This window comes from Cupriavidus sp. FW306-01-F10A, assembly GCF_058782785.1.
The window spans coordinates 511,093-535,577 of record NZ_JBYSYA010000001.1 but is presented as its reverse complement, the minus strand read 5'-3'; the positions used below and the strand labels follow the sequence as shown (position 1 = coordinate 535,577).

Annotated in this window: 24 protein-coding genes; 11 read left to right on the top strand and 13 right to left on the bottom strand. The window is 69.1% G+C overall.

Annotation, left to right across the window (positions count from 1 at the left end; genetic code table 11):
* Positions 1–11: 11 nt before the first annotated feature.
* Complete coding sequence (locus AC3WLF_RS02445; RefSeq protein ID WP_492357769.1) at positions 12–3,428, bottom strand: maltotransferase domain-containing protein; 3,417 nt, start codon at positions 3,426–3,428, stop codon at positions 12–14.
* A gap of 342 nt (positions 3,429–3,770) precedes the next feature.
* Between AC3WLF_RS02445 and AC3WLF_RS02440 the strand changes: the two genes are divergently transcribed.
* The 5 genes from AC3WLF_RS02440 to AC3WLF_RS02420 all read left to right on the top strand — a co-directional run bounded on the left by AC3WLF_RS02440 (position 3,771) and on the right by AC3WLF_RS02420 (position 6,832).
* Positions 3,771–4,142 (top strand): hypothetical protein, encoded by a 372-nt coding sequence (locus AC3WLF_RS02440; RefSeq protein ID WP_492316895.1) that lies wholly within the window; start codon positions 3,771–3,773, stop codon positions 4,140–4,142.
* 37 nt (positions 4,143–4,179) lie between these two features.
* Positions 4,180–4,623 (top strand): PA2169 family four-helix-bundle protein, encoded by a 444-nt coding sequence (locus AC3WLF_RS02435; protein WP_492357768.1) that lies wholly within the window; start codon positions 4,180–4,182, stop codon positions 4,621–4,623.
* Between the two features lie 150 nt (positions 4,624–4,773).
* Entirely contained in the window at positions 4,774–5,916 is a 1,143-nt protein-coding gene (locus AC3WLF_RS02430; RefSeq protein WP_492316897.1) for a flavodoxin family protein, read from the top strand.
* Positions 5,917–5,960: 44 nt separating this feature from the next.
* Positions 5,961–6,527: a BON domain-containing protein gene (locus AC3WLF_RS02425; RefSeq protein ID WP_492316898.1), complete on the top strand. Its 567-nt coding sequence runs from the start codon at positions 5,961–5,963 to the stop codon at positions 6,525–6,527.
* Positions 6,528–6,559: 32 nt separating this feature from the next.
* Positions 6,560–6,832 carry a BON domain-containing protein gene (locus AC3WLF_RS02420; protein WP_492316899.1) on the top strand — a complete coding sequence of 91 codons (273 nt, stop codon included), beginning with the start codon at positions 6,560–6,562 and terminating at the stop codon, positions 6,830–6,832.
* Positions 6,833–6,861: 29 nt separating this feature from the next.
* Here AC3WLF_RS02420 and AC3WLF_RS02415 read toward each other — a convergent pair whose 3' ends face one another.
* A complete protein-coding gene (locus tag AC3WLF_RS02415; protein ID WP_492316900.1) occupies positions 6,862–8,241 on the bottom strand; it encodes an erythromycin esterase family protein in 1,380 nt (459 codons plus the stop codon).
* Positions 8,242–8,304: 63 nt separating this feature from the next.
* A complete protein-coding gene (locus AC3WLF_RS02410) occupies positions 8,305–8,526 on the bottom strand; it encodes a DUF2188 domain-containing protein (RefSeq protein WP_010814536.1) in 222 nt (73 codons plus the stop codon).
* A gap of 173 nt (positions 8,527–8,699) precedes the next feature.
* Here AC3WLF_RS02410 and AC3WLF_RS02405 point away from each other — a divergent pair, with 173 nt between their 5' ends.
* Positions 8,700–9,008: a hypothetical protein gene (locus AC3WLF_RS02405; RefSeq protein ID WP_010814535.1), complete on the top strand. Its 309-nt coding sequence runs from the start codon at positions 8,700–8,702 to the stop codon at positions 9,006–9,008.
* Between the two features lie 55 nt (positions 9,009–9,063).
* On the opposite strand, the gene AC3WLF_RS02400 is transcribed toward AC3WLF_RS02405, so the two are convergent.
* From AC3WLF_RS02400 to AC3WLF_RS02385, 4 genes are all read right to left on the bottom strand, one after another.
* Entirely contained in the window at positions 9,064–10,422 is a 1,359-nt protein-coding gene (locus AC3WLF_RS02400; protein WP_492357767.1) for an MFS transporter, read from the bottom strand.
* Between the two features lie 141 nt (positions 10,423–10,563).
* On the bottom strand, positions 10,564–10,788 hold the full coding sequence (locus AC3WLF_RS02395; protein ID WP_492316902.1) for a DUF2783 domain-containing protein: 225 nt from the start codon (positions 10,786–10,788) through the stop codon (positions 10,564–10,566).
* A gap of 30 nt (positions 10,789–10,818) precedes the next feature.
* The gene (locus tag AC3WLF_RS02390; RefSeq protein WP_492340428.1) at positions 10,819–12,543 is read right to left on the bottom strand and encodes an FAD-dependent oxidoreductase; all 1,725 of its coding nucleotides are present in this window, start codon (positions 12,541–12,543) and stop codon (positions 10,819–10,821) included.
* A 49-nt stretch (positions 12,544–12,592) separates the two neighbouring features.
* On the bottom strand, positions 12,593–13,552 hold the full coding sequence (locus AC3WLF_RS02385; RefSeq protein ID WP_492316904.1) for an MBL fold metallo-hydrolase: 960 nt from the start codon (positions 13,550–13,552) through the stop codon (positions 12,593–12,595).
* Positions 13,553–13,871: 319 nt separating this feature from the next.
* Between AC3WLF_RS02385 and AC3WLF_RS02380 the strand changes: the two genes are divergently transcribed.
* Positions 13,872–14,699, top strand: a complete 828-nt coding sequence (locus tag AC3WLF_RS02380) for an IclR family transcriptional regulator (protein WP_492357766.1) — start codon at positions 13,872–13,874, stop codon at positions 14,697–14,699.
* A complete protein-coding gene (locus AC3WLF_RS02375; protein WP_492316906.1) occupies positions 14,696–15,526 on the top strand; it encodes an IclR family transcriptional regulator in 831 nt (276 codons plus the stop codon). The genes AC3WLF_RS02380 and AC3WLF_RS02375 overlap by 4 nt, the downstream gene beginning before the upstream one ends.
* Before the next feature lie 10 nt (positions 15,527–15,536).
* Here AC3WLF_RS02375 and AC3WLF_RS02370 read toward each other — a convergent pair whose 3' ends face one another.
* Positions 15,537–16,517, bottom strand: a complete 981-nt coding sequence (locus tag AC3WLF_RS02370; RefSeq protein WP_492316907.1) for a Bug family tripartite tricarboxylate transporter substrate binding protein — start codon at positions 16,515–16,517, stop codon at positions 15,537–15,539.
* Positions 16,518–16,626: 109 nt separating this feature from the next.
* The gene (locus tag AC3WLF_RS02365) at positions 16,627–18,621 is read right to left on the bottom strand and encodes a PAS domain-containing hybrid sensor histidine kinase/response regulator (RefSeq protein ID WP_492316908.1); all 1,995 of its coding nucleotides are present in this window, start codon (positions 18,619–18,621) and stop codon (positions 16,627–16,629) included.
* Positions 18,622–18,864: 243 nt separating this feature from the next.
* Here AC3WLF_RS02365 and AC3WLF_RS02360 point away from each other — a divergent pair, with 243 nt between their 5' ends.
* The 3 genes from AC3WLF_RS02360 to AC3WLF_RS02350 are packed head-to-tail and all read left to right on the top strand — an operon-like array spanning position 18,865 to position 20,943.
* On the top strand, positions 18,865–19,698 hold the full coding sequence (locus AC3WLF_RS02360) for a helix-turn-helix domain-containing protein (protein WP_492316909.1): 834 nt from the start codon (positions 18,865–18,867) through the stop codon (positions 19,696–19,698).
* Positions 19,699–19,724: 26 nt separating this feature from the next.
* Positions 19,725–20,078 (top strand): flagellar transcriptional regulator FlhD, encoded by a 354-nt coding sequence (flhD, locus tag AC3WLF_RS02355; protein ID WP_492316910.1) that lies wholly within the window; start codon positions 19,725–19,727, stop codon positions 20,076–20,078.
* 22 nt (positions 20,079–20,100) lie between these two features.
* Positions 20,101–20,943, top strand: coding sequence for a hypothetical protein (locus AC3WLF_RS02350; protein WP_492357765.1), 843 nt, complete (start codon positions 20,101–20,103; stop codon positions 20,941–20,943).
* Between the two features lie 12 nt (positions 20,944–20,955).
* On the opposite strand, the gene gabD is transcribed toward AC3WLF_RS02350, so the two are convergent.
* The 4 genes from gabD to AC3WLF_RS02330 all read right to left on the bottom strand — a co-directional run bounded on the left by gabD (position 20,956) and on the right by AC3WLF_RS02330 (position 24,352).
* Positions 20,956–22,404: an NADP-dependent succinate-semialdehyde dehydrogenase gene (gene gabD, locus AC3WLF_RS02345; RefSeq protein WP_492316912.1), complete on the bottom strand. Its 1,449-nt coding sequence runs from the start codon at positions 22,402–22,404 to the stop codon at positions 20,956–20,958.
* A gap of 72 nt (positions 22,405–22,476) precedes the next feature.
* Positions 22,477–22,695, bottom strand: coding sequence for a DUF3079 domain-containing protein (locus tag AC3WLF_RS02340; RefSeq protein WP_492316913.1), 219 nt, complete (start codon positions 22,693–22,695; stop codon positions 22,477–22,479).
* A 97-nt stretch (positions 22,696–22,792) separates the two neighbouring features.
* Positions 22,793–23,008: a hypothetical protein gene (locus AC3WLF_RS02335; protein ID WP_492317174.1), complete on the bottom strand. Its 216-nt coding sequence runs from the start codon at positions 23,006–23,008 to the stop codon at positions 22,793–22,795.
* Positions 23,009–23,116: 108 nt separating this feature from the next.
* Positions 23,117–24,352 carry an AI-2E family transporter gene (locus AC3WLF_RS02330; RefSeq protein ID WP_492316914.1) on the bottom strand — a complete coding sequence of 412 codons (1,236 nt, stop codon included), beginning with the start codon at positions 24,350–24,352 and terminating at the stop codon, positions 23,117–23,119.
* Positions 24,353–24,485: the final 133 nt, after the last annotated feature.

Sequence of the window (24,485 nt, the reverse complement as noted above, 5' to 3'; positions counted from 1 at the left end):
ACGTATGCCTGTCAGGCGCCGTGCGGGTCGGTCGAGGCCGGCGCCGCGGGTGGGCGGGGGGCGGGACGCTCAAGCGGGCGCACATGCCAGACCGTGAAGGGCAGTTGCGCCGGATCGAGCCGGATGCGCTGGTGCTTGCCGCGCAGCTCGAAGCGCCGGCCGTGCATCAGGTCGTGCACCGCCAGGCCGGCCTGGTCGGGCAGCCCCCATTCCCACAACGGGATTTCGATATCGGTCTCGTGCGCCGTGCGCGGGTCCAGGTTGATCGCGGCCAGCAGCACGTCGTCGCCGAACAGGTAGTCGGTGCCCGGCATGAAGCGCGCGAACCACAGCACGGCGTCGCTGCCGGCATGGTAGAAGCGCAGCCCCAGGTGGTTCTGCAGCGCCGGGTGCCCGGCGCGGATCTCGTTGAGCCGTGAGATCTCCGCAACGATATTGCCGGGCTGCTGCCAGTCGCGCACGCGCAGCTGGTATTTCTCGGAATCGAGGTATTCCTCGCGCACCTTGCCGTTCAGCACAAAGGGCGCGCTCTCGCACAGCTCGAAGCCGCTGTACATGCCCCACAGCCCCGACAGCAGCGTGGCCAGCGCCGCGCGGATCAGGAACGCGGGGCGCCCGCCCTGGTGCAGGAAGTAGGGGTTGATGTCAGGGGTGTTGACGAAGAAGTGCGGCCGGAAGAAGTCGCGCAGCGGGCTTTGCGTCAGCTCGGTCAGGTATTCGGTCAGCTCCCACTTGGCATTGCGCCAGGTGAAGTACGTGTACGACTGGCTGAAGCCCAGCTTGGCCAGCCGCGCCATCATCTTGGGCCGGGTGAAGGCCTCGGCCAGGAAGATGGTGTCGGGGTGGCGCGCGCGCACGTCGGCGATCATCCACTCCCAGAACGGCAGCGGCTTGGTGTGCGGGTTGTCGACGCGGAAGATGCGCACGCCCTGGTCGGCCCAGAACATCACCACGTCGCGCAGGGCCTGCCATAGCGCGGCGCCCGCGGGCGGCGCGGCGTAGAAATCGACGTTGACGATGTCCTCGTACTTCTTGGGCGGGTTCTCGGCATAGCGCAGTGAACCGTCGGGGCGGTGCGCAAACCACTCCGGGTGGTCCCTCAGCCACGGATGGTCGGGTGAGCACTGGATGGCAAAGTCGAGCGCCAGCTCCAGGCCATGGGCAGCGGCCGCGTCGCGCAGGCGGCGGAAGTCTTCGAAGGTGCCCAGCTCGGGATGCAGCGCATCGTGGCCGCCTTCCGCGCCGCCGATGGCGTAGGGGCTGCCGTGATCGCCCGGCTCGGCACGCAGGCTGTTATTGCGGCCCTTGCGGTGGGTGCGGCCGATCGGGTGGATCGGCGTGAAGTAGAGCACGTCGAAGCCCATCGCGCGAATCGCGGGCAGCCTGGCGATGACATCGTCGAAGGTGCCGTGGCGGGTCTCGTCGTTGCTTTGCGAACGCGGGAACAGCTCGTACCAGCTGGCGTAGCGCGCGGCCAGGCGATCGGCCTCGACCGGCATGGCCACCGGATGCCGCGAGGCAAACGGGCGCCCCGCCGGGGTTGCCATCACCGCCTGCATCGCGGCCGCGGTGCGTGGCGACAGCAGGATCTCCTGCCGGCGAGCGTCATCGCCGGCGGCGGTGATCAGTTCGTCGACGATGGATGAGAGCTCGGTGTCCGCGGTTGCCGTCCGGCTGTTCTTCCCGCCATTGCCCAGCTTCCCGTTCCTGGCAGGCTGCAGCAGCGCATCGGCCACCAGCCGCGCGCCTTCCTCGATCTCCAGCGCCACGTTGAGGCCGGCCGCGCGCTTCTTGCCGATCTCGTCGAGCCAGCTGGCGAAGGTGTCGCGCCAGGCCTCGACCGTGAATTCATGCCGGCCCAGCGCCACCAGCGGGAAACTGCCTTCCCAGCGGTCGTTGATCACGGGCTGCATCGGCGCCTGGTGCCAGTCAGTCTCGCCCGGCGCACGCCACAACACCGTGGCGGCAAGCTTGTCGTGGCCATCCATCCAGATATCGGCACTGACGGTCACGCGCTCGCCCACCACGCGCCGCACCGCGAAGCGGCCTTCGTTGCAGGCGGGTTCGACGTGCTCGATGGCGATGCGCGGGGCCTCCATCGCCGCCACCACGCTGCCCAGGCCGGTGGCGGCCAGCGTTTCATGGCCGTGCGGCGCGCGCGCGTCGGCTGCCGGCATGCCGGGCCGCGTCAGGGGCACCGGTGGCACTTCATAGAGGCGGATGTCGGCCGGCGCCAGCGTGATGCTGGCCAGCGCATCGAGCCGATAGTTGGCATCGACCGTCCCGCCCGGACCGCCCAGTGACGATTCCAGGTGCGCGCTGGCGTGCGGCAGCGCGCTCAGCACGCGGTCGGCGCCCAGCGTGCCGGGCGCCGCGGGGTCCGGATTGAGCACCACTGCCAGGGCGGGGGCACCGTCCGGTACCTCTGGGTCGCTACGGGTGCCGGCCGCGTCGGGAGCGGGGCAGGCGCCGTCCGGCACCGGCAGCCGTGCCAGCACCGTCAGCGGCGCGTCGGGTCCGCTCAGCAGGCGCACGGCCAGTGCCGGCGCCGGATCGCGCGCAGCCAGCCAGGTATTGGTTTCCAGCAGCTCGTGGGTGATGTCGTACGGCACGCCCTGATGCGGGGCGCCATCCGCGGCCAGCGGGTCGCGTGCCAGCGCGCCGCCGGTCTCGAAGCCGGCCGGCACCAGGATGCCGTCGCCGATCGCCGCGGCGGTCCACAGCGCACGCCGCGCGCTGAGCGCGTCATGGCTTGCCGGCGTCAGCGCGGGGGCGGCCAGCACCCGGCCGAAGGGGCGCAGGCGCGCGATTTCCTCGGTCAGCCAGGGGCTGCGAAAATCCCACCACGGCAGCGAGCAGAACGCGCCGTCGAAGCCGGCGGGCGCCAGCTCATCCAGTTGCGCCGGCGTCAGCCCCGGCGTCCATGCCAGGAAGCATGGCGCACCGCGCGCCTGTGCCGGCACGGCATCGCTGCGCAGCGTAACGGTCAGCGCGGCCCAATGCCTGCCGGGCACGCGTGCCGGCGCACGGCAGCAGAAGCCCGCCGCGCCTGCCGCCCAGGCCTGGCGTAGCCGGGCCGCCCACCACAGCACCAGCGCGTCGGCCGCTTGCTGGTCATGCCAGCGCAGGCGCGCGCCGGGGATGTGGCTGTCGGTCTCGTGTGGGGCGAAGGCTGGGAGCGCACTGTCGATCCAGCCAGGGTCGGGTGCGGGCCCGCTGCCGTCGGCGGGGTCGACCGCATAGCGGTCCAGTGAGATGTCGAGCAGCGGGGCCAGCCCGTGCCGGGCGCAAGCCGCGAAAGCGTCTTCGCCGGGCAGGTGCGGCCAGCCGCCGATCAGTACGTGGTCGAAGCCCAGTGCCGCCACGCGCTGGAGCGCGTGTTCATCGGCATCGGGCGTTCCGGTCAGGTCGATCTGGCAGATCCGCACAAAATCCTCCCGGTGTTTCGCTCCGACGGAGCAACAAAATCCCGGTCCGGCGCCTTGCGGCCGGCCGGCGGGATGGCACAGCCATGCGAAGTGCGTGCCAGCGCGCCCGGCCAGTCTCCAATTGCGCGCCCAGCCAAGGCACCTCAAGGGCAAGCGCCGCGGCATCTCATGTGCGCGATGCCTTACTGCTTGTAAAAACTACCGGCGCGCCCCGTGCCGATGGAAAGAACGCGCAGGGCAATGGGGCCGATGCGAGCGCGGTGTCCAGCCGGTACGCTTCTTGCCGCTCTCTGGCAGCGCGTGTTGTTCCCGGCACGGTGGGAAGGCCGCGGAAGGAGGCGCATGGACTGGTGGCTGGAGGCAGCGCAATGGCCTGCGATGGTGGTGACGGTGGTGGCCACCTGGCTGGTCGGCTCACGCCGGAGCGCGCGCCGGCGCGCCGGCTTCTGGGTCTTCCTTGCCAGCAACGTGCTGTGGATTGCCTGGGGCTGGCACGGCGGCGCCAAGGCGCTGGTGGTCCTGCAGCTGGCGCTGATCGCGATGAACCTGCGCGGCATGCGCGAGGCCCGCAAGGCGTGGCCGCCCGCCTCGCAGCGCGCGCTTGCGGCCACTGGCGGCGCGCGGAACGAGCCGCTATCCTTGCACGAGCCCGGTGTGCGGCGCACGTCCGGCGCGAGCGAGCAACCGCCGGCGGCAGCCGGCCCCGATCGGTGACTTCACGGGTCCGCGCGCGGACCAGGGCAGGTGTGTCATGGCGAAGAAGAAGATCCTGTTGCTCAATGCGCTGATCGCGGCATCGCGCGAAGGCGAGCTTGGCTGCCGCGGCGCAGCGCTGGCCGCGGCCAATCCCCACCTGAAATCGCTGCTCACCAGCCGCGCCAATGCGTTTGCGCAAGCGGCGCGGGAGCTGCAGGCGTGCCTGCTTGACCTGGGGCAGCTGCCCGACATGACGGCAGCCCCGGCTGCGTCGGCCGGAAGCGCGATCGGCAAGCACGGCTCGGACAGGTCCATCCTGCAGGAGGTCAGCAAGCGCGAGCACGCCGTGCAGCGGCGCTATGCGCGGGCCCTGCGCACGCAGGTGCTGGGCTCGCGCCTGCGCGCCGTGGTGCGCCGCCAGTACCGTGGGGCGCAGGTCAGCCACGAGCTGTTTCGCGTGCTGCAGCAGCAGTACCGGACGCCGCAGGCAAGCCCGTAGCCGCCGGCCGAGACCGCATTTCTTACAAGGCAACGAATGAATTGCACGCGCGGCCGGCCGCCACGCAGGGCGCCGCGCGCAATGCATGCCCCCCGGGGATGGCGCTCATCTTGCATGTCTGCGGGACATGCGTCCCGTACGGAGACCGTCATGCCCGAGCACCCGCCCAAGCCAGCCCGGCCATCGCAGGATGCGCCGCGTGCGCCGCGCCATCCCGGCAACCCGGAAGATGTGCGCAAGGGCCAGGTGACCGCCCCCCTGGCGCGCGACACGTTCCGCCAGCGCTTTCTTGCGCGCTTCGCGGATCCCGCATACCGGCAGGAGGATGAGGCGCTGGACCGCCTCGAACACATCGCCTGGGATGCCTATCAGGAAGGCCGCAAGGCACCCCGCACGCATAAGGCCGGGCCAGGCTATGCCGATCCGGACTACGAGCTCTCCGACGAGTGGCGTGCCGCCAGCGAGGCCGTGCGGAGCGCACAGGAGCGCCAGGCCGATCCCGCCACGCCGTCGCGCGTGCTGCTGGTGTGCGCCGCGGCGCGCAACGACTACACCTGCCCGGGCGAGATATCGAAATCCTGGCGCCTGGCCGGGCGCGCACGGGAACGGCTGGAGGCGGACGGCATCGAGGTCGACCTGCTCGACCTGAGCCTCCTCGCTTCGGATGCCGACCTGCGCATCCATCCGTGCAAGGCGTGCGTGTCGACGGCAATGCCGTTGTGCCACTGGCCGTGCAGCTGCTATCCCAACCATGCGCTGGGCCAGGTCAACGACTGGATGAATGAAATCTATCCGCGCTGGGCGGCCTGCCACGGCGTGCTGATCGTGACGCCGGTGTACTGGTACCAGGCCGCCAGCCCGCTGAAGCTGATGATGGACCGGCTGGTCTGTGCCGACGGCGGCAATCCCGATCCCACCAGCACGCATGGCAAGGACGTGGTGCGCGCCAAGGCGATGGAGCTGTCCGGCTGGGACTATCCCAAGCACCTGTCCGGGCGCGCCTACGGGCTGGTGGTGCACGGCGACGTGGCCGGCACCGAGGGCGTGCGCCGCGCGCTGGCCGACTGGCTCGACTGGATGGGCCTGATCGACGCGGGCCCGCAGGCGCGGCTGGACCGGTATATCGGCTACTACGAGCCCTATGCCACCAGCCACGTGGCACTGGACCAAGACACTGGCGTGCAGGGCGAAGTGGACAACGTGGCGCGCGCGCTGGCGTGCGCGGTGCGGCAGTTGCGCAAGGGCGAACTGCGCGCGCCGGACCGCGGGCTGGTGCCGCCGCGGCAGAAGTAGCGGGACGCAGACTGATTGACGAATCGGGGCAAGCGGAGACGACGATGGATCGCAGAGACAACTGGCGCGGCCAGCCATGGCACGAGAGCGCGGTGCCTGAAGCCGATATGCGCAGTCACTACGTGGGCGCCTACGGGGTCTACGACTATGACGAGCCGGTGGACCCGGACGAGTCTGGCGGGCGCCGCGGGGCCTGGGAATGGCGCCCGGAGCGCTTGCCGCCGGACGCGCCGGCGCCGCGCGCCCGGGGCCAGGCCGATCCTTACCGCCAGTTCACCGGCTACAACGAGCGCATGGATCTCTACCGGGGCGGGCCGCAGCGGGCGCGTCCGGTGGGGCCGCGCAACTACCAGCGCACGGACGAGCGCATTCTCGAAGACCTGTGCGAGCAGCTCTCGCGCAGCGCGCGGCTGGACCTCAACGATGTCGAAGTCCGGGTCGAGCAGGGCGTGGTGACGCTGGAGGGCAGTGTGCCGGACCGGCTGCAGAAGTACCGGATCGAGGATATTGCCGACGAGGTTTTCGGCGTGAAGGATCTGGTCAACCACTTGCACGTGGCGCGCACTGGCGCAGCGCAAGCGCATCCGGGCCACGGCATGCGTACCTACTGAGGCGTTGTTCCCACGGACGGGAGAGTGCGCGCATGACCGGTTCCCCGAACCCAGCCAATCCCCGTGGCAATGCCGCGACTGCAGCGGATATCGCGCTGCAGGCGGCCTTGTGCTCGCGCCTGTGGGACGCCGGCCTCGACGTGAGCGAGGTGGCCGTGGACGTGGCGCAAGGCCGCGTGACGCTGCGCGGCGCGATCGGCGCGCAGGCCGATTGCGATGCAGTCGAAGCCTGCGTCCGCGGCTGTGACGGCGTGCGCGAGATCGTCAATCGCATCCAGGTTGCGCCGGACCGCACCGGCGGATGAGCTTCCGTACAAGCGACCAGGCGGCCACTTCAGAGCCCGTAAGGCCAGGTCTCCGGCGCGCCCGGCGCGGGCTCCGCCGGCAGCGCCGGGACCGCGCGCGTACGGTCGAACCACAACAGCAGATCGAATTGCCGCGGCAGCGTGGCGCGCGCATAGTGGCTCTGCAGTTCGGTCTCGGGGCGGTAGATCACCCCGATAAAGCGCTCCTGCCGGGCCGGCATCAGCAGCTGACGCACATCGGCCAGCACGCCGCCGTTGGCGGCGCCGGATGGGCCGCGCAGGTCGACCCAGGCTTGCGCATGGCCGGCCGCATGGAACAGGTGCTCGTAGCTGTCGGCACGGGCAGGGCGCACTTGCTTGATTTCCATCGGGCCGTCCCACGATGTCGCCGCGGCGACGGTGCCGTCGTAAGTGCTGAAGCCAACCAGCGCGGCGGCGTCGCCGAAGGACTCGCGGCACAGCTGGCCGATATTCAGCTGCCCCTGGCTGGCGCCCATCTCGGTCTGCGAAGCATCCCCGATATGCGAGTTGTGCGCCCATACCACCGCGCGCGCTTGCGGGCCATGCGCCTGCAGCAGATGCGCCAGGGTTTCAAACATATGTGTGTCGCGCAGGTTCCAGCTGTCGTCGCTGCCGTGATACATCACGCGGTAGTAGCGCTCGGCTGAAGCGACCAGGCGCGCGTTCTGCGCGGCATCGAGAAAGTCCTCGTGGCCCGCCCGGGCATAGGCCAGCCGCTTGTCCAGCAGCGCCTGCAACTGTGCGACGACGGCATCCTCGCAGTCGGCATGCGTGCCGTGCAGCACGGCACGCCCATAGCGCGCCGGATCCCTGCCCCACGGTTCCAGGCAGCCATAGCGCTCGCGCGCCGCTCGGGCGGCCTGTGGATCTACGCCCTCCAGGTAGGCCAGCACTGCAGCCATGGAAGCGCGCAGGCTGTAGATATCGAGGCCGAAGAATCCAGTGCGCTGCGCAGGCGCCAGGGTTTCATTGTGCGTGTGCAGCCAGCGGATAAAGCGCGCCACCTCCAGGTTGCGCCACATCCAGACCGGGAAGCGTGTAAAGGCTGCGCCGGGTGATTCGGCCGGCTGTGGCGGGCGGCCGCGCACGTGGCGGTCGACTGCCGCGGCATCTGGCCAGTCTGCCTCGACCGCGATGATGCGGAATCCGTGCCGGGCCACCAGGTGCGCCGTCAGCGCGGCGCGGGCATGATAGAACTCGGCGGTGCCATGCGTGCTCTCGCCCAGCAGCACCACGCGGTGTCGGGCCAGCAAATCGGCCAGCACGCCGGTGGCATTGGCAAACGGACCGCGGAACGGGCTTGCCGCCGGGTCGTCGATGGGCGGCAACGGAACCGCCGCGGCCGCAATCGCGGCGGCGGCGCGGGGGTCAGCCCGGTGGTGTGGCATGTCGCATCGGTATCCGGGATAACAGCGCCGGAGTCCTCAGCGGGGCCTGACCCGTGGCCGGGATCAGCCCGGAATGGTGCGCGGATCGTGGCCGAAACTGCTGCGCGAGCGGATCTGGCCGTCGCGGCCGTGGATCAGCAGCTCGACATGCTCGCTCTGCGCCTTCGTGGTGCCGGCCGCAACTGCTTCTTCCTGGGTGGCGTGGTGCGATTCTGCATAGCGCGCACCCTCGTGGATCACATCCCAGCCTTCGTCGTGCGGTACGACGTGTATGTTGCTGCCCATGGTGGGTCTCCTCGATGATCGATGCTTTCATTGTGGCGCATCTGTGCGCGCTGTCTATCCGGCGCCGTCTGACAGGCGCAAAGGGCACCGGGTTCCACTTTTCGATGGAAATCCCTGGTTATTTGTCGGGCCTCTTGTAAGCTGGACTTGGATCGCAAAAAGAGGAGCGGACCATGCGTGCAAGATTTGCCAGGGGGCTGACGCAGTCGCCGGTGACCGTGGTGGCCCGGGCGTTCGACGGAGAAGCGGTGCGCACTCCCCAGGTGGGCGACCTGGTGACGGTGTATAGCCAGGATCAGGACACCGAATTCAATATTCGCCTGTGCGAGGCCGTCGAGCCCGGCCGCTGGCGCGGCGTGGTCTACGCGATCGGCCGCGGCCAGGACGTGCTGGTCACGGCCGAAGGGCTGGAGATCGACGACGTGGTCGAGGTGATGCGCGAGGAAATCGCCTCGGTCATCCCCTGCGGCCGATCTCACTGAACGCCGCACCCCGCGGGTGCGGACATTCCGGTCTTGACGATGCCTGCGGCCCGGTTCAGGCCGGCCGCGCGGGCTGCCTTGGCACGCCCAGCCACATGGCCAGGCCGCTGGCCAGCAGCAGCGCCGCCAGCAGGTAGAGCGCATGGTCCAGGCTGCCGGTCCGGGTCTTGATCTGCCCGATCACCCACGGGCTGACGATGCCGCTGGTGATGCCGATGCTGCTGATGAAGGCGATGCCGGCGGCCGTGCCCGCGCCCGGCAGGTAGCTGGGCGGCAGCGACCAGAACACCGGCAGCGCGGCAAAGATCAGCACCGCGGCCACCGACAGGATGGCCAGCATCAGCGCCAGGCTGGGCAGGTGCAGGGTCAGCGCCGCCAGGGCCAGCGCGCCGCCTGCCGTGCACAGCAGGAAGTGGCGGTGGCGCTCGCCGGTGCGGTCGGAATGGCGCGCGATCAGGAGCAGGCCGACCGCGCCCACGGCATTGGGGACCACCGAATACAGGCTGACCGACATCACGTCGGTGATGCCGAAGTCGCGGATCATCAGCGGCATCCAGAAGCTCAGCGCCAGCGAACCACAGGTCAGCGAGAAATAGATAAGCGCGAACAGGTACACGCGCGGGTTGCGCAGCACCTGCCGCAACGCGTGCAGCGAATGGCCGCCGGCATGTGCTTGCGCGGCGGTGTCGCGCGCCAGGTGGGCGCGCTCGCGGTCGGTCAGCCAGCCGGCCTGCTGCGGGCCATCCACCAGGCAGCGCGCGGCCAGCAGGCCCAGCAGCACCGCGGGCGCGCCCTCGATCGCAAACATCCACTTCCAGCCTTGCAGGCCGAGCACGCCGGCCATGTCGCGCATGATCCAGCCGGACACCAGCCCGCCCAGCACACCCGCCACCGCCACGCCGGCAAAGAAGATCGCCATCACCGCGGCGCGGCGGCGCGCCGGGAACCAGTAGGTCAGGTAGAGCACGATGCCGGGGAAGAAGCCGGCTTCGAACACGCCCAGCAGGAAGCGCAGCGTATAGAACTGCGCCGGGGTGGAGACGGCCATCATCGCCACCGAGGCCAGGCCCCACAGCACCATGATGCGCGTGAACGTGCGCCGCGCGCCAAAGCGCGCCAGCAGCATGTTGCTGGGCACTTCGCACAGCACGTAGCCGACGTAGAAGACAGCAGCGCCCAGGCCGTACATGGCGTCGCTGAAGCCGAGGTCCTGCTTCATCTGCAACTGGGCGAAGCCGATGTTGATGCGGTCCAGGAACGACACCACGTAGCAGACGAACAGGAACGGGATGATGCGCAGCCAGACCTTGCGGTAGAGCGCATCTTCATCGTGCGCAGCCAGTGCTGCGGGAGGCAGGGTGGGGGACGTCAGGCTGGATAGGGACGAAAGATCCCCTGAGACCGGATGGCTCATGAACGTTGTCTCCGTACGGTGGTGGCTGCGGCGGCGGGCAGCCGGAGGGTTCCGCCAGTGGGCAGCGTCTTGCGCGCGTTGGCCCGGGATGGTGCCGGGAAAAGAACAGCACAGGCGCGGCGGTGCCGCGCCTGTGTCGGGTCAGGCTGGCGTGGCGGCGGGCATTTCGGTCACGCCTTCGCGCGCGGTGGCCATGGCGGCCAGCAGCACATCGTGGTCGCCGATATGGTTGGCCAGCAGCAGGATCAGCTGCGCATTGGCGGCCTGGCTTTGTACCTCGTCGAGGTCGCGGTGCATCTCGATCAGCGCTTCGTAGAAGTCGTCGGGACGCGCCAGGTTGGGTTGGGTGTTGAGCATATTGGGCACGGGAGTCTCCGCGGTGAGGTCTGGCCGGTCTCAGGCGGCCATGCGGCCGGGCTGCGGGGCGCGCAGATCGGCACCGGTGGCGCGCGCCAGCGCGGCGCGGATCGCGGCCGGGTCGGGGTGGTGCCAGCGGGCGCAGACATGCTGGTCCGGGCGGACCAGGTAGCAGGTGCCGGGCGTGGCACCGTAGCGCGCGGCGGCCAGGCCCTCGTCGTCGCGCAGCACGGTGGCATTGGTGCAGGTCACCGCCGGCTGCGCGGCGTCGGTCACGTAGACCAGTTGCAGCGGCACGCCGCTGTCTTTCAGCGCGGCGAGGCCGGCGAGCGTGGCCGCATCGATGGCGTCAGGGCTGCCGAACACCAGCACCGTGAAGTCCCCGCCCAGGTGCGACAGCAGCCAGCCCGCGCCCTGCGCGCCGGATACCGGCGCGTCGCAGCAGACCGCGCCAGGCACCAGCTTGCAGGCATAGTCCTGGGCGTCGTCAGCGGTGTTCAGCGGCGAATCCTGCAGCACCGCGGGCACCGACAGCCGCCCGCTGTTGACCAGGGTGCGCGCAAACGCATGGCGCCTGGACAGGGTCAGCACCGCATCGCGGAACACGCGGCTGACCGCGCTCTTGGGCGTGATGAAGTCGGTGGAACGGGTGGAGTTGCGCAGGTTCTCGTCGGCGGCGTATTCGCGCTCGCTGGCGTAGGTGTCCAGCAGCTTGTCGCAGGCATGGCCCTGCAGCACATAGGCCAGCTTCCAGGCCAGGTTCTCGGCGTCCTGGATGCCGCTGTTCGCGCCACGCGCGCCGAACGGCGACACGCCATGCGCGGCATCGCCGGCGAACAGGATGTTGCCGTGGCGGAAGCTGTCCATGCGCAGGCAGGAGAAGGTATAGACGCTGACCCATTCCAGCTCGAACTTCACGTCCTTGCCCAGCAGCGCCTGCACCCGCGGGATCACGCGCTCCGGTGTTTTCTCCAGCTCCGGGTCGGCGTCCCAGCCGAGCTGGAAGTCGATGCGCCAGACATTGTCCGGCTGGCGGTGCAGCAGCACCGACTGGTTCGGGTGGAAGGGCGGGTCGAACCAGAACCAGCGCTCGCTCGGGAAATCCGCTTCCATCTTCACGTCGGCAATCAGGAAGCGGTCGCGGAAGGTGCGGCCCTTGCTGTCCAGGCCCAGCAGCTTGCGCATCGGGCTGCGCGAACCGTCGGCGGCCACCACGTAGCGTGCCGCCAGCGGGTAGCAGCCTTCAGGCGTCTCGATGGTCAGCACCACGCCGGGCTCTGGCGTGGCGCGCTGCTGCAGCCCGACCACCTTGTTGCGCCAGCGGATATCGATATTGGGCAGCGCCTGCGCGCGCTCGAGCAGGTAGCCTTCGAGGTAGTACTGCTGCAGGTTGATGAAGGCCGGGCGGCGGTGGCCGCTCTCGGGCAGCAGGTCGAAGCTGTAGACCTGCTGGTTGCGCAGGAACACCCTGCCGACGTGCCAGCGCACGCCCTTGTCGACCATGCGCTCGCCGCAGCCCAGCCGGTCGAAGATATCCAGCGTGCGCTTGGAAAAACAGATTGCGCGCGATCCGGTGGACAGCGTGCAGTCGTCATCCACCAGCACCACGGCCACGCCGCGCTGCGCCAGGTCGATGGCGGTGGCCAGGCCGACCGGCCCGGCGCCGACCACGACGACCGGGTGGGCGGCCGGATCGGCCCCTTTCTGTTGCTCGGCGCAGGGCTGGTACTCGAACGACAGCCGCTGGTAATCGATGCTGCTCATGCCTGTGTCTCCATCCATAGCTTGTTGCCCGACTTGTTCTTTTTGGAGGTCAGTCCTGCAGTGCGGCCCACATTTCCTTGTCGCGCTGGGCCGTCCAGATGCGCGGGTGGCGGACACCGCTGGCCTCGTCATAGGCGCGCGAGACGTCGAAGGGCAGGCAGTGCTCGTAGATAAAGACCTGGCCAAACTTGGGGTCCATCGCGCGCCGGGTGTGCGCCATCGCGGCCTTCAGGTCGAGCTTCTCGGCCACGGCTTCCTTGCCGGCCTGGAACAGCGTGGTGACGAAGTCCTTGGTGTAGGCGATACCCTTCTCCACTTCCTCCGGCGTGGTCAGCGCGGGGCCGCGGCCGGGCACCAGCTTTTCCGGCTTGAGTGCCTGCAGCGCGTCCAGCGTGGCCGGCCAGTCTTCCAGCTGGGCGTCGCCGCAGTAGCAGGCGGCGTCGTACTCGACCAGGTCGCCGGAGAACAGCACCTTCTGCTGCGGCAGCCAGACCACGGTGTCGCCCTTGGTATGGCCCGAGCCCAGGTGGGCGATGCGCACTTCCAGCTTGCCCAGGAACAGCGTGATTTCCTTCTCGAACACCAGCGTCGGCCAGGTCAGGCCGGGCACGGTCTCGACCCCCGCGAACAGGCGCGGGAAGCGCTCGATCTCGGACTTCATGTCGGCCTCGCCGCGCTCGACGATCATCTCGTAGGTGCCGCGGCTGGCGATGACCTGCTGCGCGCCTTCGGCGAAGTAGGCCGACGCGCCCAGCACGCGCACCGCGTGGTAGTGCGACAGCACCACGTACTTGATGGGCTTGTCGGTGATGGTGCGGATGCGGGCGATCAGGTCCTGCGCCATGGCCGGCGTAGCGGTGGTGTCGACGATCAGCACGCCGTCGTCGCCGATGACCACGCCCGAATTGGGATCGCCCTCGGCGGTGTAGGCCCAGGCGTTTTCCGACAGCTGGGTGAAGGTGACCTGCTTGGCTTCCAGGTCGGCCTGCGATGCGAATGCCTTGGACATGGCGTCTTTCCTTTGTGTGGGGAGGCGAGACGGCACCGGTCGGGGCACGATGGCTGCGTTGCGCTGGCCGCGCGGGCTGTCTCGCCCCCGTTTCTATGGATGTCTGACGGCGTGGGTCGCCGTGTTCGGACGGGGTAGTGCAATCTTAGGAAACGTTGAAAAATTAATCAATAGCGAAATGATTAGCCTATGACAAATAATTGAGGCGTGCCGAAAGCGCCATCAGAAGCAGGTGGAGCTTGTTCGGGTAAACCCCCGTGTGCACGGCAACGGGAGGCGTTCGATTAATATCCGGGTTTTCCGATCACACAGGATGGCAATGGCCAGGCGCAAGGCTGGGGAAGCAGGAACGCAGGCGGACGAGCCCGCTGCGCGTGCCGACAAGGCACAGCGCGGCATCCAGAGCGTGGAGGTGGGCGGGCGCCTGCTGGCGGTGCTGGCCGCCGCGCGCGCACCAATGCCGCTGGCCGCGCTGGCCGAGGCGGCGCAGCTGGCGCCGGCCCAGGCGCATGCCTACCTGGTCAGCCTGACGCGGCTGGGCCTGATCAAGCGCGACCACCTCTCCGGCCGCTACGAGCCCGGGCCGCTGTCGCTGCAGCTGGGCATGCTGCACCTGGAGCAGGACGCCGCCTGGCGCGCCGCGCAACCCCGGGTGGATGCGCTGGCGCAGGCGTCCGGCTTCAGCGTGGCAATCAGCATTGCCGGGCCACAGGGCCCGACCATCGTGCGCTATGTGCCGGCCAGCGCGCCGCTGCATGTCAACCTGCACGTGGGCACGGTGATGGCACTGGCCGCCACGGCTACCGGGCGCGTGTTCTGTGCGTTCCAGCCGCCGGCACTGTGGCAGCCGCTGTGGCGCGCACAGCAGCCGGGCGCGGCCGAGTCCGACCTGGCCGCCTTCAGCGCCAGGCTGGGAGAAATCCGAGCGCGCGGCATCGAGCGCAGCATCGACACGCCCAGCCCGGCCGTCAGCAGCCTCAGCGTGCCGGTGCTGGACGCCGCTGGCGTGCTGCGGCTGGTGCTGACCCTGGTGGGATCGACCGGTGCCATCGAGGTGGACTGGCGCGGCGCGGCGGCGCAGGCCCTGCTGGCCGCAGCGGCGGACATCGGCGCCGCGCTGCGTGATGAACAGGGACGCCCGGCATGAGCAGCGCGACAGAAGCCCAGCAAGACCTGGAAGGCGGCAAGCCGCAGCGCGGCATCCAGTCGCTGGACAGCACCGGCCAGCTGCTGGTGGCACTGGTGGCCGCCGGCCGGCCGCTGGCACTGCGCGACCTGGCGCTGGCCGCGGGCATGCCGCCGGCCAAGGCGTTCCCGCATCTGGTCAGCCTGCAGAAGACCGGCCTGCTGGCGCGCGATGCCGCGGGCAACTACCTGTGCGGACCGCTGGGGCTGGAGCTGGGACTGATCGCGCTGCAGCGGCTGTCGCCGACGCGTGAGGCGGAACCGGAGGTGATCGAGCTGGCCGGCGCCACCGGCCTGAGCGTGGCCATGGCAGTGCTGGGGCCGCTGGGGCCCACGGTGGTCCGGCTGGAGGAATCGGCGCGGCCCCAGCACGTAAGCCTGCGCGTGGGCACGGTGCTGTCGCTGGTCCATACCGCGATTGGCCGCACCGCCGCGGCATACCTGCCAGCCAACGTGCTGGCGGGCTTGCTGGAAAAGGACGAATTGCGCATGGCCGGCGCCGCCGCGGCCGAAGTGCTTGAACCCGGCGGCAAGCTGGCGCCGGCCTACGCCGGGCGCCTGGCACAGGTGCGCGCGGCCCGGCTCGACAATGCGCTGAGCCACCCGGTGCCGGGCATCGACACGCTGGCGGCGCCGGTATTCGACCACACCGGCAGCCTGGCGCTGGTGATCGCCGTGATGGGCTCGAGCGGCAGCTTTGACAGCAGCACCGCAGGCGCCACTGCCGCGCTGGTGCGGCAGGCGGCGCGCCGGCTGTCGTGGCGCTTCGGCGCGCCGGACACGGCCTGAGCTCAGGCCATCAGTTGTCCAGCCTGATGTTGGCCGACTTGATCAGGCTGTCCCACTTCTCGTACTGCGCGCGGATATAGCTGCCGAACTGCGCCGGCGTGGCGGGGAAGGGCACGGTGCCCTGGCTGGCCAGCCTGGCGGCCAGGTCAGGCTGCTTCAGCGCCGCCACGATCTCGCCGTTGAGGCGGTCGATCACTGCCTTGGGCGTGCCGGCCGGCGCGGCCACGCCAAACCACGCGGTCAGCTCGTAGCCGGGCACGCCGGCGGCGGCCAGCGTGGGCACGCCGGGGAGCTGGTCAGAGGGCTTCTGCGTGGTCACCGCCAGCGCGCGCACGCGGTTGTCGCGGATATACGGCAGCGCGGTCGAGACGCTGTCGAACATCATGGTGATGCGCCCGCCGATCAGGTCGGTCATCGACGCGGCGCTGCCCTTGTACGGAATGTGCGTGATATTGACACCCGCCAGGTGGGTGAAGAGCTCGCCCGCCAGGTGCGACGAGGAGCCGTTGCCGAACGAGCCATAGGTCAGCTTGCCCGGCTCCTTGCGCGCCAGCGCCAGCAGCTCCTGCACGGTGCGCGCCGGCACGCTGGGATGCACCACCAGCACGTTGGGCAGGTAGGCGACCGAAGCCACCGGCGCGAAGTCCTTCAGCGGATCGTAGCCAGGCTTGTCATAGAGGCTCTTGTTGACCGCCAGCGAGCCGAAGGTGCCGAACAGCAGCGTATAGCCGTCGGCCGGGGCCCGCGCCACCGCGATGGCCGCCAGGTTGCCGCCGGCGCCGGGCCGGTTGTCGATCACCACCGGCTGGTGCAGCCGCGCCGACAGTGCGTTGCCGATCTCGCGCGCCAGCAGGTCGGTGGCGCCGCCGGGCGGGAAGGGCACCACCAGCCGCACCGGCTTGTCGGGATAGTCCGCCAGCGCGGTACCGGCGGCCGTGGCCGCGAACGCAAATACCAGCCCCGCGGCTGCACGCCTGATCCAACCCTGCATCGCTGTCTCCTTTCTGTGATCTGTTGCGATGGAATGGCTGTCAGTGTGTCGCAGCGCCGGCAGGCGCGTGTTTGGGATTGGCGAAGGTCGGGTTCGGTGCCGGAGCGGGTCACTCCGGCGGGCGCAGCCGGGCGATGGTGCCGAACAGCGTTTCCAGCTCCACCGGCTTGACCAGGTGCGCGTCGAAGCCGGCTGCCTCGGTACGCTGCCGGTCCGCCGGCTGGGCGAAGCCGGTCAGCGCCACGAAGCGCGTCAGCTCGGTGCCGGCCACGCCGCGCATGGCGCGCACTACCTCGAAGCCGTCCATGCCGGGCATGGCCAGGTCGATCAGCGCGATATGCGGGCGGCAGCGCGGCGCCACATGCAGGGCCTCGGCGCCGTCGTAGGCAATGGTCACCTCGTGGCCGCAAATCTCGAGCAGCATGGCCAGGCTGTCGGCGGCGTCGCGGTTGTCGTCGACCAGCAGGATGCGCTGCGCCTGCTGCTCGGGCGTGGCCGGACCCAGGGCCCGCGGTGCGGCTCCTGAGCGGGCGTCATCCTTGCGCGAGGCCGGCAGCGGCAGGCGCAGCGTGAAGGTGCTGCCTTGTCCCGGCCCGGCACTGGCGGCAGCGATGGTGCCGCCGTGCAGCTCGACCAGTGACCGGCACAGCGACAGGCCGATGCCCAGCCCGCCATGCACGTCGGTGCCCGGACGGCTTTCCTGCATGAACAGGTTGAAGATCTCGTCGATGGCCTGGGGCCCGATGCCACAGCCCTGGTCCGTCACCTGGACCTGCAGTGTGCGGTTCTGGATCGTGGTGGCGATCGTCACCGACGACCCGGGCGGCGAGAACTTCGACGCATTGAGCACCAGGTTCTGCATGACCTGCACCAGCCGCGTCTTGTCGGCACGCATTGGGATCGAGCCGGCATGGGTCCGCACTTCGACGCACTGCGATTTGGCATCCAGCGCCGGCTGCGCTGCCTCGACGCCGAGCGCGATGATCTCGTTGAACTCGACCGGCTCCATGCGCAGCTCGATGCGGCCGGAGGTGATGCGCCCGATGTCGAGCAGGTCGTCCACCAACCGGCTCAGGTGGTTCACCTGGCGCTCGATCATGGCCAGGCTCCGGTTTGCCAGCACCGCGTCCTCCGGCGCCAGCCGCATCGCCGCGAGCGCGCTGTGCACCGGCGCCAGCGGATTGCGCAGTTCATGCGAAAGCGTGGCCAGGAACTCATTCATGCGCTGGCTGGAGCGTTCCAGCTCTTCGCGGCGGCGGCGCTCGCTCATGTCCCGCGTCACCTTGGCAAAGCCGCGCAGCGTGCGTGACTCGTCGTATACCGCTGTCAGGGTGACATTGGCCCAGAACAGCGAGCCATCCTTGCGCACGCGCCAGCCTTCGTCTTCCACGCGCCCGACGCGCCGCGCCAGCGCCAGGAGCCGTGACGGCTTGCCGGCGGCGACATCCTCCTGCGGATAGAACACCGAGAAATGACGGCCGATGATCTCGTCGCGGCGGTAGCCCTTGATATAAGAGGCACCGGAATTCCAGCTGACGATATGGCCGCCGGGATCGAGCATGAAGATGGCGTAATCCTTGACCCCCTCCACCAGCAGCCGCAGGGTTTCTTCGCTCTGGCGCAGGGCCTCGGCGGCGCGGCGCTGCTCGGTCATGTCCCGCGTGACCTTGGCAAAGCCGATCAGCCGGCCCTCGGCGTCCTTCAGGGCGGTGATGACGACGTTGGCCCAGAAGCGGCTGCCGTCCTTGCGCACGCGCCACCCCTCGTCCTCGAACCGGCCCTGTTCGGCCGCGGCCTTCAGCTCGGCTTGCGGCCAACTCCGGGCGATCGCATCCGGCGTGTAGAACTGCGAGAAATGCTTGCCCAGGATCTCCTCGCGGGCATAGCCCTTGATGCGCGCCGCGCCCTTGTTCCAGCTGGAGACATGGCCGCCGACGTCGAGCGTGAAGATGGCGTAGTCCTGCACGGAATCCACCAGGGTCTGGTAAGGCACATCGGGCAGGTCGGCCCGGATCTCGTGCGAACGCCCGCCCGATGGCTCGCCAGCGTCGGGGCGAGGTACGCTTCCGGCGGGTTGCTGCGGGTTCTCGGGGTGTCGTGTCATGGCATGTCCTGAACGGCGTCCTGCCGGCGTGGCCCGCCAGCGCATCCGGTCCTGGTCTTGTAGCAAGGATACCCCCGCCAGCAGCCTGGCAGGGCCAATGGCGGGGGATGCCGGTGGCCCCGGCAGCGCAGGTCCGGATCAGAAGCTTCTGTACTGCAAATCAGAATGTGCGGATTGTCTGGGGAAACTGGCTCCATAGAATGGTCGCACAAGGGCTTTCAGCTCTTCCATCCAGAGGCGCCAATGACACAGTTAGACGAATGCCACCTGCCGTGCGACGGCATGCCGTGCAGCGCAGATTGCCAACTGGCCCGCTTCTGCCTGGGAGGCGCACGGGGGCTGCCGGGCGGCGCCCGGGGCATCCACCGCACGGTGCGCCTGCGCAAGGGCCAGTGCCTGTACCTGCTGGGCGACCCCGTGACCTCGCTCTACGCAATCCGCGTCGGCACGGTCAAGACCCACGTGACCACGGAAGACGGCCGCACGCAAGTGGTCGGCTTCCACTTCCCCGGTGACCTGGTCGGGCTGGACAGCCTGGCGCATCCGCACTATGCGTCCTACGCCACCGCGCTCGAAGACACCAAGCTGTGCATGCTCGGCATGGACGCGCTGCGCGGCGCCGCCGCCGGCATGCCGGAGCTTGCCAACCAGCTGTTCCTGGCGCTCGGCGCACAGGCGCAGCGCGCACGCGCGCTGCAGACCATGCTGGCGCTGATGACCGCCGAAGAGCGGCTGGTGACCTTCCTGCTATGGATGGCTGAAGGCCTTGCGGCGCGCGGCTTCTCGTCCTCGGAGTTCGTGCTGCGCATGAGCCGGGAGGAAATCGGCAGCTATATCGGCCTGACACTGGAAACAGTCAGCCGGCAGTTCTCGCGGCTGGCGGACTGCGGGCTGATCCGGGTGAGGCACCGCACCATCTCGCTGCTCGACAAGCCCGCCTTGCGGGCCATCGCCGAGCGCCCGATGATCTCCGCGCACGCGCCTGCGTGCGATCAGCAGGTGCCCCGGCGCGGCCCGCACGATGCCCGCCGGCTGGCACCGCGCGCGGCCGGTGGCCAGGCTGTGGCAGTCGAATGACCAAGCCCGGCCAGCGCGAGGACCGAATGGAACATGCAACACCGGCCGGCACCGCGGCTGAAGGGACGGCCAGCGACCTGGTCGGCGAGAGCCTGCGGGAAATCACGGACCTGAACCTCTCCTACCTGCTGCTGGTGCAGCGGCTGATGCGCGAGAACGAGGCCGAGGCCCTGTTCCGGCTCGGCATCGAGCGCGAAGTGGGCCGTGTGCTGGCCGCGCTCACGCCGCTGCAGATGGTGGCACTGGCGCGCTCCAACCTGGTGCTGTGCCGTTTCCGGCTGGAAGACAGCATGCTGGTGGCCGCGCTGACCGGCGCCGAGCCGCTGCATGCCCTGCAGAACATGCACGCGGCCATCGTGATGGCCGCGCAGCGCGGCTAGTGGAACCAAAATCGGAGGCTGTATGACGGGCAATGCGATGACGCAAGTCGAATGGAAGCGGATGGCGCTCGACCGCGGCCGCAGGGGCGACCACCCGCCCGGGCCAACCCGCATGGAAATCACCTGCACGCTGCAGATGCAGGATATTGTCCAGGCGCTGGGGGCGGAGCCCGATGAGCAGCGCTGTGTCGAGGCCGGCCTCGAGGTGCTTGCGATGGCCGGGCACCCGCCTGCGCGTGCCGTGGTGTCGATGGACCACGGGCGGCCGCCGGCGCTGGAATTCTATGTCGATGCCGCTGTGCCGACCTGCTGCGAACTGGACAGCACCTTGCAGCACGCGATCGCCAGCCGTTTCACCAGCGTGCTGCCGCCGGGGCTGGCAGTCACGGTGCTGCCGCTGGCCGCCTATGCACAGGAAGCCACCGACGAAGGCAAAGCGTTTGACGCGGATACCTTGCGCACCTGTGCCAGCGAACTGCTGGGCCGCGGCGGGGAGATGAACCAGCGCCTGGCGGTGGTGTGTGCCTACCTGTCGGCGCTGCATGGCGCGCAGGCCGTTGCCGAGCAGCTTGGCTACCTTGAGCAGAGCCTGCTCGCGCAGGGCCAGGAGGCCTTGTCCTGGCGCCTGCGCCGGCACCGCAGCGTGGAAGGGCGGGAGCTGGCGCAGGCATTGGAAGGACTATCCCGCGCCGCGGATGGTGCCCTGTATGAGTTCGGCGCCAGTTACAGCGCTGCGCGCGCCAGCTATCAGCTGGAGCAGATGCAGCGTGTCCATGACCGGATCGCGCGCTTTCGCGACACCTGCCCGCACGGCGGGCGCTGCCCCGAGCCCCGGCACGCCGTGTGCGCGGACACGGCGTGCTGAGGCGCGGCAAGGTCAGATACCGGCCATGCAGGTGTACTTGATGACCAGGTAATCCTCGATGCCGTAGTGCGAGCCCTCGCGGCCCACGCCAGACTGCTTGACGCCGCCGAACGGCGCCACCTCGTTGGAAATCAGGCCGGTATTGACGCCCACCATGCCGTATTCCAGGCGTTCGGAGACGCGCCAGACCCGGCCCAGGTCGCGGGCATAGAAGTAGCTGGCCAGGCCGAACTCGGTGTCGTTGGCCATGGCGACCACGTCATCCTCGGTTTCGAAGCGGAACAGCGGCGCCAGCGGGCCGAAGGTTTCCTCGCGCGCGACCAGCATGCCGGGGCCGACGTCGGCCAGCACGGTCGGCTGGAAGAAAGAATGCCCCAGCACATGGCGCTGGCCGCCCTGCAGCAGGCGCGCGCCCTTGCCGAGCGCGTCGGCGATATGCTCTTCCACCTTGGCCACGGCCTTGTCGTCGATCAGCGGGCCGATGCGCACGCCGTCGTCCATGCCGTTGCCGACCTTCAGGGCAGCCACCGCCGCCACCAGCTTCTGCGCAAACGCCTCGTACACGCCCGCCTGCACGTAGATGCGGTTGGCGCAGACGCAGGTCTGGCCGGCATTGCGGTACTTGGACACGATCGCGCCTTCAACCGCCGCGTCCAGGTCGGCATCGTCGAACACGATAAAGGGCGCATTGCCGCCCAGCTCCATCGACACCTTCTTGATGGTCGACGCGGTCTGGGCCATCAGCACGCGGCCAACCTCGGTCGACCCGGTGAAGGTGAGCTTGCGCACCAGCGGGTTGCTGCTCATCTCGCCGCCGATGGCGCCGGCCGAGCCGGTCACCACCGACAACACCCCGGCCGGAATGCCCGCGCGCTCGGCCAGGGCCACCAGCGCCAGCGCTGTCAGCGGGGTTTGCGATGCCGGCTTGAGCACCATGGTGCAACCCACTGCCAGGGCCGGCCCGGCCTTGCGCGTGATCATGGCAGCGGGGAAGTTCCACGGCGTGATGGCCGCGCATACCCCCACCGGCTCCTTGGTCACCACAATGCGCTGGTTGCTGACCGGCGCCGGGATGGTGTCGCCATAGACGCGCTTGCCTTCCTCGGCAAACCATTCGATAAACGAGGCTGCGTAGGCGATTTCGCCGCGCGCTTCTGCGATCGGCTTGCCCTGTTCGGCGGTCATGATGCGCGCCAGGTCTTCCTGGCTGGCCAGGATCAGTTCGAACCATTTGCGCAGCAGCGCCGAGCGCTCCTTGGCGGTGCGGGCGCGCCATGCCGGCAGCGCGCGGTTGGCGGCTTCGATGGCCTGGCGGGTTTCATCGGCACCCAGTTGCGGGACCTGTCCCACGCGCTCGCCGGTGGCCGGGTTGGTGACGTCGATGCGGCGCTCGCCGTCGATCCAGCGGCCGTCGATATAGCACTGCTGCCGCAGCAGCGAGGAGTCCTGGAGTTTCAGCATGGTTGTCTCGGTGGATGCCGGCGGTGCCGGGCGTCTTGTGGAAGCCTGAGACAACGATTGTAATCCGGCGGCCTAGGTTGAGGTCTTGGGTGGCGCCGCAGGCGAGGCCGCTGACGGTGCCTCGATACCCCAGTCGCCGTACTCCAGCCAGTCGTCGCCGAGCAGTTCAACCGGGTGCTGCGTGCGGCTGGAGCCATTGCCGCAGCCCATGTCGTCTACGGCGCAGTACTTGTCGCAGCCCCAGCAGATGCGCTCGGGGTGGCGGGGATGCAGGGGAAATTTCTTGGCCATGGCTTGCGGTTGGGAAACTGCTGAGACGATTATGCCCACACCCGCAAGCCGTCGATTTGCGCAATCGCAAGCGCAAGTCAGCCGGGAGCCATCCCGCTCAGTCCCATCCGTCGGCATCCAGCCGGGTCCAGCGGTCGGGCGCCTCGCCATCGGGCGAGGCCAGCAGCAGTGTCTGGCCGCATTGCGCGCAACGGTACACAAACGCATTCTGGCCGCTGGCGGTGCGCAAGGTCGCCGACATCACCAGCCTGGGATGCGGCGGCACGTGGCCCGGCCGGTCCAGCTGCGACTCGCACAGGTCGCATATAGACATCATTGTTTTCCTCCGCACGATCCCCGGCGTAGCAAGAATGCTGTGGTGCAGCATTCGCTTTTCCAGTATAGCGGCGGATCGATAGTGCCGTTGGGCGACGGCGCGCGGCTATTCGCCAAGGAACTCAGCCACCACTTCGAGTCCCTCAATGTGATCGGCAACCACCTTTGCGATGGTGATCAGCGGGATGGCGAGCAACATGCCCCATACGCCCCAGAGCCAGGTGAACAGGAGCAGTGCAACAAATACGGCCACCGCGTTCATGCGCGCCATGCGGCCGGTCATCCAGGTGGTGACGACCGACCCGATCAGCGTGGCGATCAGCAGCGATCCGACCGTTGCCGCGGCTGCCATGCCGAGCGTGCCGAACTGCATGAAGGTCACCACCCCCAGGCAGACCGCGATTGCCAGGGCGCCGAAGTAGGGCACCAGGTGCAGCGCCGCGGCCGCAATTGCCCAGCTGCCGGCGTTGTGCACGCCCAGCCACTTGAGCAGCAGCCAGGTACAGGCGCCCAGGGCCGTATTGGTCACCAGCAGCATGCCCATATAGCGGCGGATGGAGCGGTTGACCTCGTCCAGCATGTGCACGCTGATCTTCTTCTCGGAAATGGTATGCCCGACCATCTTGATGAACTTGCGCTTGAACGTATCGCCGGCCAGCAGCAGGAAGTACAGCAGGAAGACCACCACCACCGCCTGTCCGGCCATGGTGAAGATGCTGACCGAGCCGGCCAGCAGCATGTTGTGGATCTGGGCGGGCGCTTGCTCCACCACCACCTGCGTGCCGCGTGCGGGCGGGGGCTGGCCGGTGCCGCTGAGGACAGTGGCGGCGCGACGTACCTTCTGCCACATGGAATCGTCGCCGCTCATCAGCGCGCCGACCGAGCGCGACAGCTTGCTGGCGGTCTCGGGCAGGCTGTTGACGATCGACTCCACCTGCCCCTGCAGCAGGTAGGCGCCGCTGAGCAGGGCGCTCAGCACGGCCAGCAACACCACGGTGCCCGCCAGCGCGCGCGGCAGGCCCAGCCGCTGCAACGCGCAGACCAGCGGGTCCAGCAGGTAGGCCAGGACGATCGCGAGCACCACCGGAATGAGGAATTCGCGTGCGATATGCACGGCGTACAGCGAAAAGAGCGTGGCCAGCACCACCAGCGCCACGCTGGCACGGTGCAGCGAGGCGTTGACGGCATCGGCTGGCGCGACTGTGTCAGGCATCTCCGCCACCGTGCGCGGCCCGGCGGCGCCCTCGTTGTCGGCGCCCGCATGCGGGTTGCCGTCGGCGGGCAACGGAACGGGCGGGGCAGGGGGCAGCGAAGAAGGCGCGGAATCGGGGATGGTCGACATAGTCGGGCGCCCTGGCAAAAGGCCTGGCGCTGCTATGAAGATAGCTGGCCGGCAGGCTGCGGCTGTCGGACGCCGCCGCCTGCGCATGTCAGACAAGCGCGGCAGCGAGGCGCCTTACAAGCGACACCGCCCG